The 13,859-nt window shown below is 63.2% G+C and carries 16 protein-coding genes; 8 read left to right on the top strand and 8 right to left on the bottom strand.

Going from position 1 to position 13,859, the window contains the following annotated elements:
• Window positions 1-31 precede the first annotated feature (31 nt).
• The 5 genes from G432_RS19850 to G432_RS19830 are packed head-to-tail and all read right to left on the bottom strand — an operon-like array spanning window position 32 to window position 3,629.
• Window positions 32-460: a MaoC/PaaZ C-terminal domain-containing protein gene (locus G432_RS19850; protein ID WP_007687822.1), complete on the bottom strand. Its 429-nt coding sequence runs from the start codon at window positions 458-460 to the stop codon at window positions 32-34.
• Window positions 461-470: 10 nt separating this feature from the next.
• Window positions 471-977, bottom strand: a complete 507-nt coding sequence (locus tag G432_RS19845; RefSeq protein WP_007687824.1) for an FAS1-like dehydratase domain-containing protein — start codon at window positions 975-977, stop codon at window positions 471-473.
• Between the two features lie 20 nt (window positions 978-997).
• Entirely contained in the window at window positions 998-2,230 is a 1,233-nt protein-coding gene (locus tag G432_RS19840; RefSeq protein WP_007687826.1) for a cytochrome P450, read from the bottom strand.
• Window positions 2,231-2,273: 43 nt separating this feature from the next.
• Entirely contained in the window at window positions 2,274-3,374 is a 1,101-nt protein-coding gene (locus G432_RS19835; protein ID WP_007687828.1) for an NAD(P)-dependent alcohol dehydrogenase, read from the bottom strand.
• A 42-nt stretch (window positions 3,375-3,416) separates the two neighbouring features.
• Window positions 3,417-3,629 (bottom strand): ferredoxin, encoded by a 213-nt coding sequence (locus G432_RS19830; protein ID WP_025160874.1) that lies wholly within the window; start codon window positions 3,627-3,629, stop codon window positions 3,417-3,419.
• Window positions 3,630-3,894: 265 nt separating this feature from the next.
• Between G432_RS19830 and G432_RS19825 the strand changes: the two genes are divergently transcribed.
• From G432_RS19825 to G432_RS19795, 7 genes are all read left to right on the top strand, one after another.
• Window positions 3,895-4,713, top strand: coding sequence for a TetR/AcrR family transcriptional regulator (locus tag G432_RS19825; protein WP_236626942.1), 819 nt, complete (start codon window positions 3,895-3,897; stop codon window positions 4,711-4,713).
• A gap of 439 nt (window positions 4,714-5,152) precedes the next feature.
• On the top strand, window positions 5,153-6,268 hold the full coding sequence (locus G432_RS19820) for an alkene reductase (RefSeq protein WP_007687833.1): 1,116 nt from the start codon (window positions 5,153-5,155) through the stop codon (window positions 6,266-6,268).
• Between the two features lie 82 nt (window positions 6,269-6,350).
• On the top strand, window positions 6,351-6,638 hold the full coding sequence (locus G432_RS19815; RefSeq protein ID WP_007687835.1) for a DUF1330 domain-containing protein: 288 nt from the start codon (window positions 6,351-6,353) through the stop codon (window positions 6,636-6,638).
• 145 nt (window positions 6,639-6,783) lie between these two features.
• A complete protein-coding gene (locus G432_RS19810; RefSeq protein ID WP_007687838.1) occupies window positions 6,784-7,272 on the top strand; it encodes a MarR family winged helix-turn-helix transcriptional regulator in 489 nt (162 codons plus the stop codon).
• A gap of 371 nt (window positions 7,273-7,643) precedes the next feature.
• Entirely contained in the window at window positions 7,644-8,606 is a 963-nt protein-coding gene (locus G432_RS19805; RefSeq protein WP_007687840.1) for a glutathione S-transferase family protein, read from the top strand.
• Window positions 8,607-8,674: 68 nt separating this feature from the next.
• The gene (locus tag G432_RS19800) at window positions 8,675-9,655 is read left to right on the top strand and encodes an MBL fold metallo-hydrolase (protein ID WP_007687842.1); all 981 of its coding nucleotides are present in this window, start codon (window positions 8,675-8,677) and stop codon (window positions 9,653-9,655) included.
• A gap of 236 nt (window positions 9,656-9,891) precedes the next feature.
• Window positions 9,892-11,010, top strand: a complete 1,119-nt coding sequence (locus G432_RS19795) for a cation:proton antiporter (protein WP_007687844.1) — start codon at window positions 9,892-9,894, stop codon at window positions 11,008-11,010.
• A gap of 331 nt (window positions 11,011-11,341) precedes the next feature.
• On the opposite strand, the gene G432_RS22790 is transcribed toward G432_RS19795, so the two are convergent.
• Window positions 11,342-12,154, bottom strand: a complete 813-nt coding sequence (locus G432_RS22790) for an IS5 family transposase (RefSeq protein WP_031291306.1) — start codon at window positions 12,152-12,154, stop codon at window positions 11,342-11,344.
• A gap of 85 nt (window positions 12,155-12,239) precedes the next feature.
• Between G432_RS22790 and G432_RS19785 the strand changes: the two genes are divergently transcribed.
• On the top strand, window positions 12,240-12,455 hold the full coding sequence (locus G432_RS19785; RefSeq protein ID WP_007687848.1) for a hypothetical protein: 216 nt from the start codon (window positions 12,240-12,242) through the stop codon (window positions 12,453-12,455).
• A 238-nt stretch (window positions 12,456-12,693) separates the two neighbouring features.
• Here the strand turns inward: G432_RS19785 and G432_RS24375 are convergent, their stop codons facing one another.
• Window positions 12,694-13,074: a hypothetical protein gene (locus G432_RS24375; RefSeq protein WP_330218208.1), complete on the bottom strand. Its 381-nt coding sequence runs from the start codon at window positions 13,072-13,074 to the stop codon at window positions 12,694-12,696.
• 21 nt (window positions 13,075-13,095) lie between these two features.
• Window positions 13,096-13,632, bottom strand: a complete 537-nt coding sequence (locus G432_RS24370; protein ID WP_330218207.1) for a hypothetical protein — start codon at window positions 13,630-13,632, stop codon at window positions 13,096-13,098.
• Window positions 13,633-13,859 lie beyond the last annotated feature (227 nt).

Genomic DNA, 13,859 nt, shown 5'->3' with positions numbered 1-13,859 from the left:
TCCCGAAAAATTATCGTTCTTGCGGCCATGGTCAGGCGCGGGACGGAACCGCCACGATGGCGCGCCCCGGCGAAGTGCCCTTGCCGTCCTGATTTTCCACGTCGATCTGAAGGTGGATGAGGGCCGCGCCGTCATCCGCGACGGACTTTTCCACGACCACCGCCCTGGTCGACAATATGTCGTTCTTCTGGTTGATGGCGCGGAACTGCATGGCCAGTTCCCTGATCTCGCTCTCGTCGCCCGCCCAGTCGCGCAGGGCGTTCAGCATATAGGCCCAGCGCAGATTGCCCATGCCGAACGCGCCCGGCTGTCCCGCCGCCTGTCCCGCCTCATCGTCCATATGGACATAGACGAACTCCTCGTTCACCGCGGCGAAGCGGCTCCATTCCATCATGGTCGTCTTGCGGGTGAAGGCCGGAATCTGGTCGCCCACGGCGATGTCTTCGAAGAAAATGGACAAGGCGAAGCTCCTAATAATGAATGAGGGTCATGACGCGGGACTTCACCCATTCGCCGCGCTGGTTCGTCCATTCGGTCTCGTTATAGGTGTAGAGCGTCAGGCCGTTGCGGCCCTCCCGCTCCTCCCAATGGGTCAGGCGGGAACGGCTGGAGATGACGTCGCCCGGCCGCATGCGCGCCCCGAACCTGTCGACCTGGCCGCCGTTCAGGATATTGTCGCCCTTCTTCGTTTCCTGGCCGGGGATCGCGCCCTGAAGCCGCAATTCCTCCTCGGTCAGTTCGCGGGGCAACTGCCAGGCGAAGGGGTTGAAATCCTCCGGCGCGACGATCCCGCCCCAGCGGGTCGTCCGGGCATATTCCTCGTCCCAGAAGAGACGCGGCGGCATCTGCCCCCAATAGGTCGCTATCGCCCAGCGGCGTATGTCGGTGGCCGTGATCGGAAAGCTGGTCTCGAACGAATGCCAGACGCCTTTCGACGCCTCCATCTGCGGCGTGACGAGGGTGGTCGCCTCTTCCATGGTCGGTCCTCCCATCGGTCCTAGAGCGCCACCGGCAGCCGGGCGATGCCGTTGATGCTCGCATGGCTCTTGAACTGGATGTCGGCCGGATCGGTCGCCAGCCGCACGTTCGGAATGCGCCGCAGCAGCGTTTCGAACACGATCTGCAATTCGATGCGGGCCAGCGCCTGACCGATGCACTGGTGCACGCCATAGCCGAAGGCGACATGGTCGCGCGGGCGGCGGCGTATGTCGAACTTCGCCGCATCCGGGAAATGCCCGTCGTCGCGGTTCGCCGCGAAGTTGAGCGGGATGATCCCTTCGCCCGCAGGGATCGTCACCCCGCCAATCTCTATATCCTCCGTCGCGATGCGCAGGATGATGAGGTGCACGACCGTCAGATAGCGCAGCAGTTCCTCTATGGCGTCCGGGATCAGGGCCGGTTCCGCCTGAAGCTGCGCCAGTTGATCCGGATGCTCCAGCAGCGTCAGCATGCCCAGGCCGATCATGTTCGCGGTCGTGTCATGACCCGCGACCAGCAGCAGCCATGCGGTGTTCAGCACGTCCCGCCGCTCGATCTGGCCCTCCCGGCTGGCGCGCACCAGGTCGCCCAATATGTCGTCGCCCGGATCGTCCAGCTTCTCCCGCTCGGCGATCAGCCGGTCGACATAGTCGTTGATGTTCGCATAGGCCTCCGTGGCGCGCTCTATGGCTTCCTCCGTCCCCAGGCTGGCGGCCAGCAGCGCCTCCGTCTCCCGGTTGAAGAAGGGATGGTCCGACGGCGGCACGCCCAGCAGCCAGGCGATCACCGTGGAGGGGACGGGCAGGGCGATCTCCTCCACGAAATCGAACGGCTCCGAACGATCGATGATATGGTCGATATGCTCGTCGACCAGCGCCTGGATGCGCGGCCGCATGACCTCCAGCTTCTTCACGATGAAATGCTTGGAGATGAGCCGCCGGAACAGCGTGTGGCGCGGCGCGTCCATGTTGAGGAAGGTGCTTTCCTCCTCGCTGGGGCGCGGCAACAGTTCGATCTGGGGGAAGCCGGGCAGATTCTGGTTCGAACTGACCCTGGGATCGGCCAGGATGCTCCGGACGTCGTTATAGCGGGTGACGAGCCAGGCCGGCGTGCCGTCGTGCAGGACGACGCGCCGGACCGGCTCGTGCTCGCGCAGCCAGGCATAGGCCGGCGGCGGATCATAAGTGCCGCGCTCCCAGGGGAAGGTGGTTTCGGGAACGGGCTTTTCCTGGATTTGGGTCTCTGTCGTCACTGGCTCGTGCCTTCTTCGTAGTGGGTGTCAGCGGTTCGTCGCGTCATCGGCCCGGCAGCAGGACCGGCTTGATGACCGAACCGGATGCAAGGTCGCGCTCGGCATCGTTGATCTTCTCCAGCGGATATCGGGCGATCAGCCGGTCGAAGGGAAAAAGCCCCTCCGACCAGAGTTCGATCAGTTGCGGGATCAGCAATTGGGGCACCGAATTGCCCTCGATGATGAAGGAAATTTGCTGCCCCTTCATCAGCGCCTCCTGCGGCAGGTCCAGCGGCGCGCCGCCGCCGCCCACCAGCCCCAGCTTCCCCCGCGCGCGCAGGGCCGCCAGGGCGCCGGCGATGACGGCGGGCGCGGCGGTCGTGTCCAGCGCATGGGTCGCGCCGCCCCCGGTGATGGACATGATCTGCTCGACCAGTTCGGGATCGCGGCCGGAGATGCGATGCGTCGCCCCCAGTTCCTGCGCGAGTTGCAGGCGGTTTTCGTGCAGGTCGACCGCGATCACCTTCCGCGCCCCGGCGATGCGCGCCGCCATGATCGCCGCCATGCCGACCGCGCCTGTCCCGAATATGACGACGCTGCTGTCGAAACGGACCTGCAGGGCGTTGAGGACAGCGCCCGCCCCGGTCTGGATGCCGCAGCCCAGCGGCCCCAGCAATTCTATGGGCAGGTCCGGCGACACCTTGACCGCATTGCGCTCGGTCGCCAGCGAATGGGTGGCGAAGGACGACTGGCCGAACCAGCGCGTCTGCAATTCGACCCCGTCCGAATCCCGGCCCGACCGATGCGATCCGGGCCGCAGCCCCAGTTCGTTCCGCTCGCTGAATTCGGAGCAGAAGGATGGCGTGCCGCCATGGCAATTGTCGCACCAGCCGCATGAATCATAGGTCAGGACCACATGGTCCCCGACGGCGAAGCGCGTGACGGAGGGGCCGACCGCCTCGACGATGCCGGATCCTTCATGGCCCAGCACGGCGGGCAGGGGCGCCCATTCGGCGGGGATATGCCTGACCACCAGGTCGGTGTGGCACATGCCGACACCGGCGACGCGGACGAGGATCTCGTTCCCGCCGGGTTCGGGCAGGTCCAATGGCTCGATGGCGAAAGGGGCTTGCGCATGGCGCAGGATCGCGGCGCTGGCGTGCATGTCTTCGACACTCCTCCTGGAAGCGGAAAGCGGACCTGGAGGTCAGGCCTTCGGGGTCGCCGAAAGTCGGATCGCCGCCGCCGGGCAGACATTGGCGGAGGATCGGACCGCGGCTACGCTGGCTTCGTCGCCATCGTCCACCGTGTCGCGCAGCAGGAGGACGACGCCATCATCGTCCTGATCGAAAACCCCGGGCGCCAGCATCACGCATTGGCCCGACGAAACGCACCTCTCCGGCAAGGTTTTTACTTGCATCATCCACGCCTTGTTTTTTGTTATTTATGGCCGAATAGAATCGACAATGAACAAGCTAAATCTTCAAATTTTAAAATAAAGAATAATAATTATCACCTATTGTCTCTTCAGTTCCGGAGGATTTGCAAAGTTGGCGCATATGCCCGGCGTGATACGCCCTGTCTTTGGTTATGACCTGTAACTTTCGCCATGGATGTTCGCTGGACGCCGAAGCCAATTTGCCGGTCGGCGCGCCGCGACATCGACAGGGCCATGGCGATCTGATATGCGGTTGAATCCACGCTTGGCCGATGGTCGGCAACAGATCGAACGCGCTTGGAGGACAGCAAACGCCCCAGCGCCGCCGAATGCCGGAACAGGGCCCAAGCGCCATAAGGCCGAGCGCCAAAAGAAAATGTCGGGAGAGGAGATGACCCAGATAAGAGCCTTCCCCATGAGCGAGTCCCCTGTCATCCCGTTGCGGGAGCGTCGCCGGCAGGAAACGATGAACGAGATTCTCGATCTGTCGATCGAGGTCATAAGGCAGCAAGGCGTCGCCGGACTGAATCTCACGACGGTGGCGCGGCTTCTGGGCGTGCAGCCGACCGCGCTGTACAAATATTTCCCGTCCTTGATGGCGGTCTATGACGCGCTCTACCGCCGCGCCGAAAACGATGTCCTGCATGAAGTCGAAAATGCCGTCGCGAGCGCCGAACCAGGCATGGCGGCGATAAGGGACGCGATGCTGGCCGTGGACCGATGGGCGACGGTGAACCCGGAAATGGCCCAGCTGCTCATCGGCCGGCCGATCCCCGGCTATATTCCCGCTCCCGACGCGCTGGACCCCAGCATCCGGATATTGGGCATTTTCCGCCAGTCGCTGGACCAGGCCGTGGCGCGGCGGCAACTGGACGCCGGCGCGGCCGGATCGCGGCATGTGCTGATGCTGGCCGCGCTGCTGACCGGGGCCTCCACCCTTCGGATGCTGCACGCCGAAGAACCGCCCTGCCAGGCGGATATGGAGGGGTTGATTCCCGATCTGGTCAGCATGTTCTTCAGGGCGTTCCCGCCCCAGGACGCGCCCGTCCCCGCCACCGACCTCTGATCCGTCGCATTCCCTTTCCGCCGGGTCCGTCGAGGACCGATAGCCGCCCGCGCAGCGCTGCGGTTCGGCCTGGACAGGACGAGCTATAAGGCGGGGGCGCCGGCCTGCCCGCGCCATTCCCATGCCGTCGGGAGCCGGCGGCGGCAGTCGTCATCCTTGAAAATATTATGGTTGCAATTTTAAACCATAGGCGGCACTATCCGCATGGTTGCAAAATTAAACCGTAACGAGGCGCCGGGCGCGCCTGGTCGAAAGAAGCGGCCATGCCGTCCTGGAGTAGGGTGTCGGATGATCGATTTGCGCGGACAAGCACGTCAGCCATGGCCCGGCCCCTTCGGATCGTCCGCGCCCGGCTCCCTTGCGGAGAGAGCCGAACGACAGGGATGAAGTCCCGCGACCCTCGCCCCCTTTCCTCAGCCAGCATTGCCAGGAGTTGCCAATGACCCAATCCGCCTTGTTCCAGCCGCTCAGGATCGGTCGGCTCGAACTGTCCCACCGCGTGGTGATGGCTCCGCTGACGCGGATGCGCGCCGGTCCGGGCATGGTGCCGCGCGACATCGCCGTCGAATATTATCGCCAGCGGGCGACGCCGGGCGGCCTCATCGTCGCGGAAGCATCCCAGGTGATGCCGACCGGCCAGGGCTATCCGCAAACCCCCGGCATCCATACGGCGGAACAGATCGCCGGCTGGAAAAGGGTCACCGACGCGGTGCATGAAGCGGGTGGCCACATCTTCCTCCAGCTCTGGCATGTGGGGCGCATTTCCCATTCATCCTACCATGGCGAAACGCCGGTCGCGCCGTCCGCCGTCGCCGCCGCGGGCGATCATTTCACCGCGAGCTGGAAGCTGGAGCCGTTCCAGACGCCCCGCGCCCTTGAGCTTGAGGACATCGCCGCGATCGTCGAGGCCTATCGCACCGGCGCCCGCAACGCGCTCGCCGCAGGATTCGACGGGGTCGAGATCCATGGCGCGAACGGCTATCTGATCGAGCAGTTCCTCCAGTCCCGCTCCAACAGGCGGCAGGATATTTACGGCGGATCGATCGCGAACCGCACCCGCTTCCTGCTCGACGTCACGCGCGCCGTGGTGGAGGAGGCGGGGGCCGACCGCGTCGCCGTGCGCCTGTCGCCCTTCGGCACCACCAACGATTCCGGCGAGGACGATCCGCTGCCGCTGTACCGGCATGCGATCGCCGCGCTTTCCGGCTTCCAACTGGCCTATCTGCACCTGATCGAACCGCGGATAGCCGGGACCGGCAAGGCGGACGTCCTCAATGATAGCGCGCCCTCCGCCGCTGAACTCTTCCGCGACTCCTGGCCCGGCGTCCTGATCGCCGCCGGCGGTTATGAGGGGGCTTCCGCCCAGGAGGAAGTGGGCAAGGGGCTGGCGGACGCGATCGCCTTTGGGCGTCCGTTCATCGCCAATCCCGACCTGGTCGAACGAATCCGCCTGGGCGCTCCGCTCAACCCCTGGGACCGTCCGACCTTCTACGGCGGCGATGCCAAGGGCTATACCGATTATCCGACGCTGGAAACGCTGAACGCAGCGGCCTGAACGAAGGTCGGACCGGGCCGCCTTCGCCCGCGGAAGGCGGCCCCCTTGAAGAGACGTCAGAGAATTCGGGAAGGATGCAGGAATGGCGGTCTACACAGTGGCTCAGGTCAAGATCAACGACGGCGAGAGATATGAGAAATATCGGGAGCGCTTCGGCGCGGTGCTCCAGCAATATGATGGCCGGCTCGTCGCCGCCGACGACAATCCGGTCGTCCAGGAAGGCCAATGGTCTTATGAGAAGATCGTGATCCTGGAATTCGCCGATCTGGACGCCTTCAACGCGTTCGCCGACAGCGAAAGCTATCGCGAGATCGCGGCCCATCGCCATGCCGGGGCGGACAGCCTTATCCTCGTCGCGAAAGGACGCTGAACCGGCGCGCAGGCGCTCCATCCGGGGGAAAACGCCGGCGGAATCCCTATTGCGACCCCCGGCCGGCACCGTACGGCCGGCTTCCCCGGCGCGGCAATGCGCCTGGGGGGTCGACAGGCGTGCGCCATAAGTGTATGCTCACACAATGAGCGCGCTACGACCCATCGCCTTCCTGGAGGAAGTCAGGAACACGCCCCACATCTGCCTCGCGGAAGGTCTGCGGGCGGCCAATCGCGCCGTCATGAAGCATTATGTCGACAGCATGGCGGGATCGCCGGTCAATCCGGTGCAGATGTCGCTGCTCATGCGCGTCTATTATCTGCGCAACGCGACCATGCAGACGCTTGCCCAGCATATGGAGACCGATCGCACCACGACGACGCGCAACGTCGATGTGCTGGTGCGGGACGGATTCCTGGAGATCGGGGAGGGCAAGGACAGGCGCCAGCGGCTGGTGCGCTTGACGGAGCGCGGGCATGAGGCGCTGGAGGTGTCGATCCCCAAATGGCGCAAGGCCCAGGATGAGCTGAAAAATGCGCTGGGCGACGAATTGTGGAACAATATCCTGCGCGAAGCCCGGACGTTGATCGAGCTTGGCGGCATCGCCTGCGATCGCACTGCCCAAGCGGCCTGAGGCATTCCCGACCGATCGGGCCGACATGGCCACCGCGCATGCGTTCGGGCGGCGCCGCAATGCCGCGGCCTGTCTACATCCAGAAAATGGATAAGGGGTTTTCATAATCCGCGCTTGAAAGCGGGGGCGCCACATCCTTTGTGGTTCCGCATAATATGCGCGTGGAGAGAGAGAGAATGGCCTCATCGTCCGTCCTGCCGGAATCCTGTGGCCCTGTCGTCCTTCCTCGTTCTGACGGATTTCGATCCCATGACGCGCCGGCGCAGCATCCCGGATGCGCGGGATGAGCGCCGTCTCTCGCCGATCATGCGCGAACCTGCCCGGCATCATGCGAAGCGGATCGGCCGGGCCGAAGATGGAGATACCGATATATGGGCCTGTTGGTTGACGGCGTCTGGCGCGACGCCTGGTATGACACGAAATCGAGCGGCGGCAGATTCGTGCGCAAGGAATCGCAATATCGCGACGGGCTGGACGGCCGTTTCCAGGCCGAGCCGGGCCGCTATCATATCTATGCCGGCTTCGCCTGTCCCTGGGCGCACCGCGTCCTCATCATGCGCGCGCTCAAGGGGCTGGAGGGGTTGATCTCCGTCTCCATGGTCAATGCGTTCATGGGCGAGAAGGGCTGGACGTTCCTGCCGGGCGAGGGCGTCGTGCCGGACAGCGTCAACGGCGCGCAATATCTCTATCAGGTCTATCTGGCGGGCGATCCGACCTATACCGGCCGCGTGACCATCCCGATCCTGTGGGACAAGTTCGAGAAGAGGATCGTCAACAATGAATCGTCGGAGATCATCCGGATCCTGAACTCGGCGTTCGATCATGTGGGGGCGCTTCCCGGCGATTATTATCCGCAGGAATTGCGCGCCGAAATCGACGCGATCAACGCGCGCGTCTACGAAACGCTCAACAACGGCGTGTACCGTTCGGGTTTCGCGACGACGCAGGAAGCCTATGAGGAGGCGGTCCATCCGCTGTTCGAAACGCTCGACTGGCTGGAGGAGCATCTGACGGGCAGGGAATGGCTTGTCGGAGACAGGCTGACGGAAGCGGACATCCGCCTGTTCACCACGCTGGTCCGCTTCGATGCGATCTACCACGGGCATTTCAAATGCAATCTGCGCCGCATCGCCGACTATCCCAATCTTTCGCGGCTGACCTGGAAGCTGGCGTCCCATGAGCGCGTGGCGCCGACCATCGATCTGCGCCATGCCAAGGCGCATTATTACCGCAGCCACACCAGCGTTAATCCCACGGGCATCGTGCCCGTCGGCCCGGCCGAACCATTGGGGCCGGGCCATTCGCTGACCGGAATCCAGCCTCTTCCGGCTTGATCCTGCCGGTCCGCCCAAGGCAGCGGCCCGGCCGCAAAAGCGCCAATAGTCGAACAGGGGTCGTCCCGATGAAGCATCTGCTCCCAATATTGATATTCGCACTAGCCGGAACCGTGGCTGCGCGGGCGGAAACGCCGCCTGCGCAGCCGCCGCGCCTCATCCTGCTGGGCACGGCCGGCGGGCCGATAGCGCGGCTGGAACGCTCCCAGCCCGCCAATGCGATCGTCGTCGGCGGGCAAACCTATCTCATCGATGCGGGCGACGGCCTTTTGAGGCAGATGGCGGCCAGCAAGCTGGGGCTGGGGTCGGTCAAGGCCCTGTTCCTAACCCACCATCATATCGATCACGTCGCCGATGTTCCCGTGCTGATGATCGACCGCTGGCTTCTCGCCAACGCGCCTCCGCTGGAGATATACGGACCGCCGGGATCGGCGCAGCTCGTCGCCGGGACGCTCGCCGCCTTTCGGCCGGTGGAGCTGGCCCCGGTGACGGTCGGCGGCCCGGTCAAGCCGCCCCTCGCCGGATCGGCGGTCGGCCATGACCTGCCGCTTGACCTCAATGAACCGCGGCTGGTCTACAAGGACGATCGGGTGCGGGTGTTCGCCATCGGCGTCGATCACTATCATTATCCGGCCGGATCGATCGAGGCGCGGTCGTCCCGTTCCTATGCCTATCGCGTGGAGGCGGGAGGCAAGGTCTATGTCTTCAGCGGCGACACCGGACCGTCCGAACGCCTGAAGATCCTGGCGAAGGATGCCGATTATCTTGTCTGCGAGGTGATCGACATTGCCCGCATGGAAAAATTGCTGCGAAGCTATCCGGGCTTCTCCGCCGATCAGATTCCGCCGCTGATGGAACATATGCGCGAAGACCACCTGACCGGGGAGCAGATCGGCGAAATCGCCGCCGCCGCGGGCGTCAAGAAGGTCATCCTCACGCATTTCGCGCCTGGCAATGACGGGGAAACCGATGTCGAATCCTATGCCGCGGGAATATCCCGGCATTTCCACGGCGAAGTCGCCCATGGCCGCGACCTGGACCAATATTGAGGAGCGGACAGTAACGGCCGGATTCGCCGACCCGACATAATCCGAATAATGATTATTCATCCTGAGAGATACTCGACGGGATTGGGAGCCAGTAGGGGAATTTCCCCATATTCACTGTTGAGCGGTGTCGACATCGCGATCTGAAAGCAGGCGGGCGAGTGATCATTTCCGTAATAGCCTTGGCATGTGCCGGCAGCGCGATAGCTGCCATCCTCGCCCGATGGATGCCCAGGGCATTGTTGCCGGCCCTGGTGCTGGAAATCGCCTTCGGCATCCTGATCGGTCCCAACGGCATGGCGCTGCTGGCGCCGGGACCGGCCATGGAAATGCTCGCCAAGCTGGGATTCGGCGTGCTGATGCTGATCGCCGGACTGGAAATCGATCTCGGCATGCTGCTCGCGCGCGGGCAGAAGGCGAAGCAGGCGAGTCCGCTCATGCTCGCGGTGATGATGTCGCTGATGACCGTGGTCATGGCCGCGTTCGGCGCCTGGCTGTTGCTCGACTCCTCGACGCCGCTGCTGCATCTGGCGATCTATGCCGTGATCCTGTCGACGACGTCGGTCGGGATCGTCGTGCCGACCATACAGGAACGACGCCTGGCCGACGGCGCCTATGGCCAGACCATCCTCTCCACCGCGTTGCTCGCGGATTTTTTCACGATGATCGCCATCTCGTCCCTGGCCGGCATCGTCGTCAGCGGCCGCGCCGAGGGCGCATTGGGCAGCCTGGCGCTCGTCGGCATCGCCGGGCTGGCGATCTGGCTGCTGCCCAAGCTGCTGGCGCGGGTGCCGGCCGCGCAGTTGGACAGCCGGACCAGCCTGCCGTTGGTCAGGCTCAGCCTGGCGCTGCTGTTCATGGTCGCCTGGCTCGCGGAGCGGCTGGAATCCGAACTGGTGCTGGCGGCCTTCCTCGCCGGATTGCTGCTGGGGCAGATCATCCCCCGCAACAGCCATCGGCGCGAGACGCTGGAAGCGATCGGCTACGGCTTCATCGTTCCCTTCTTCTTCATCAATGTCGGCCTGAAATTCGACATTCCCGCCCTCTTCGCCTCGCCCAAGGCCTTGTTGCTGGTGCCGGGCTTCGTGGCGGTCGCCTTCGCCAACAAGATCATTCCCGCATTGCTGCTGGTTCCGGCGCATGGTCGGAAGATGGCCGTCGCGGCCGGCCTGCTGCTGAGCGCCCGCCTCAGCCTGATCGTCGCCGCGTCCGACATTGCGACGCGGATCGGCGTGCTCGATACGGCGACCAATGCGGCCATGGTGCTGGTTGCCATCATCAGCGCAGCCCTGGCGCCCCTTCTGTTCAACATATTGGTCGATCGGAAAGCGCCCATATTGGCGAATGCCGAAGCGTAAGGGGCAGGGGCAAGTGCCCCCCCTATCCCCCCTGCCGGACAGGCGGGCGCCCTGAGACCGGCCCGGCGCGGGTTCGTTCCAGGGGGGCCATCCCATCCATCACCGGAGGGCCGGAGAGCAGTCGCCAAATTTTCGCCGGAGTTGCTGTCCCGTGCGGGCAGATGTTGCCCGGATCAGGCGGCTTATCGGCATCGAAGCCCCTGCGCTTGGGCAACGTCATCCTCCTCTTGGAGCGGTTTCGATTGCTTGGAAATCGCTCCAAAGAACCCCTGCGTTAAATCACCGGAGTAGCCGTCGAGTCATTCGACATGCTTAGAGTCCGTTTCGAAAGTCATGATGCGCGGGCCATGCGGCGGACCAAGACCATTGCCGCAGCCGCGTAGAGGAAGGCGGTGGCGGAACTGAGGGTGGCTTCAAAGTCCTTCGCCAACCGCCTGTTTCGTCCGAGCCAAGCGAAGGTGCGCTCGACCACCCATCGACGAGGATGAACGGTAAAGCCGACCTGACCGGCTATTTTTCTAACGATCTCAATGCTGATGGATGTGGCGTTGATGACACGAGCGGCGCTGTATGCACTGTCCGCGAACGCTTTGGAGACAAAGGGGTGTCGGTGTCGAGATTGCTGCAACAAAGGGATGGCTCCGTCGCGATCCTGAACATCTCCAGCATGGATCAACAGTTCTAGGGCGCGGCCATCGGTATCGACCATGGCATGCCGTTTTCGCCCCATGACTTTCTTCCCGGCATCGTAACCGCGTGGTCCGCCTGCCTCCGTGGTTTTCACAGACTGGCTGTCGATCACGGCAGCAGACGGTGCCTCCTCTCGTCCTTGACTGCTACGGTCAGCGATGACGAGGGCATGATTAAGCGCCTGAAAAAAGCCTCGGTCACGTAGAGACGCAAACCATCTGTAGACGGTTTGCCATGGCGGAAAACCGGGAGGCAAGCAGCGCCACGGAGCGCCCGTGCGTAGGATAAACAATATGCCATCGAGCAACGCGCGCCACGACCAGCGCCGTGGCCGTCCGTTTGTCGGGGTATCCTGCGGATGACAGGCGATAATCTGCCATTCGGCGTCCGTTAGGCTGGTTGGATATCGAAGATGATCGCGGCTATGCTGCCGCCGAGTGTCGCGGGTCCACATGATCTGTCCAAGGATGGTGTAAGCAACCCCCTTGAATCAGACCATGCCGCGATGCTCAACCTCTGTCCCACCGCGAGACGTGAAGATGAGCGAAGAGCGCGATGAATATGGCTTGCCCGTCGATCCGGCGGAGCGAATGCAGCAAGTGATGCTGGGTCTCTACGATCTCATGGACGAAGCCGGTATGGCCGACTTTCCCGCTGAACTGATCGGCGAACTGAACATTGTCCGGCTCAAATTTATGGACGAATTCGAGGCCCGCTTTCCCGGATATGGAAAGGGTCGTGCCGTTTGGCGCTGACTACCCTTCGACCTTTCGAAACGGGCTCTTAGGGCCTGTCGAAGAGGCGTATCGAAGGACTGATGCTTCGATATGGGCCTTCGACTTCGCTCGGTTCCTGCTCGGCGAGTTATTGCTCGATGCTGCAAGGACATTCCGGCAATAGCCGTCCTCTCCTTTCCCAGGACTTCAAGGTTCCAGGACGCAAAAAAAGAGGCCCGACATTTGCCGGGCCTCCCTTTCTTTCCTGCGTCAGCGATCAGACGACGATCGGATCGTCTTCCATCGCCTGCTGGATGAGGTGCTTCTTGTCGTCGAACTGCGGCGAAACCTTCAGGTCCATGCCGAGGGTGTTTTCGTCCTCGTCATGGGTGAAGCCCAGGCTGTGGGTCGCTTCGAACATCACGCCGCCCGGGGTACGGACATAGGTGGATTCGAAATAGCCGCGGTTCTTGCGGTCCGAGAAGTCGGTGAAGCCGACGCCCTCGGTGTCGAACTTGATCCGGGCCTGGACGTCCATGTCGGGCACGGCGAAGGCGCCGTGGTGGATGATGCCTTCCGCGATCGTCCAGCTACCCTGGCGCACGTCGGGTTCATGAAGCAGGTCGATGATCGTGCCTGCTTCCGTCGAACCCTTCACGCGGTAGCGGTGACGATTGCCTTAGCAATTCTCCATGAAGAAGTCCATGTCCTCCAGCTCGCGCACGGAGGCCGTCCAGCTATGGAAACCGCGCTGGGCATATTCGAGCGGCACATAGGGCGAATCATAGGGCGCCCGCGTGTCGGTCTCGTCCTCCAGCACCTCGAATTCGATGCCGCAGTCGGGATGCTGGAAGCTCACGAAGCGCTGACCGAAGCGGGTGCCCGGCGCGCTGGTCTCGATGCCATGCTTGTTGAGGTGGCCGATCCACCATTCCAGCGACCCCTTGGGGATCGAATAGGTGCAGACGGTGAACTGGTTGGAACCCTTGCGGCCCTTCAGGCCCGTGCGACGGGTGGGGAAGGTCGTCATGACGGTGCCGGGCGTGCCCAGTTCGTCCGCGAAGTAAAGGTGATAGATGGGAATGCTGCCATCATAGAACAGGGTCCGCTTCACGAAGCGCTGGCCCAAGACCTTCACGAAAAAGTCGATGTCGCCCTGGGCTGTGCCGGTGCAGATGGTGATATGATGCAGGCTGGTGATATGGTTCGTATCCACGATCGCTCTCCAAGATCAAAATATAGTCCGAAAATCGCGCCTCTGCTTTTCGCCTGGCGGCGAGGAGCGGGACCTCCATTGAAATAGCACTCCAAAGCCGTTTACTCCACGCGGGTTCACGAATATCCGGCATTCGAAAAGCGAATGTTCCTGGCCATGCAGCGCTTTACGCAATAGCAGGGTTTCCGGTGCTTTCTCATTCGGAAACCGGAAATGGCGCAATGATT

It is taken from the genome of Sphingomonas sp. MM-1 (assembly GCF_000347675.2).
GTDB lineage: Bacteria > Pseudomonadota > Alphaproteobacteria > Sphingomonadales > Sphingomonadaceae > Sphingomonas_E > Sphingomonas_E fennica.
Note: the sequence above shows the minus strand (reverse complement) of the source record. Positions and strands in the feature narration are given on the sequence as shown.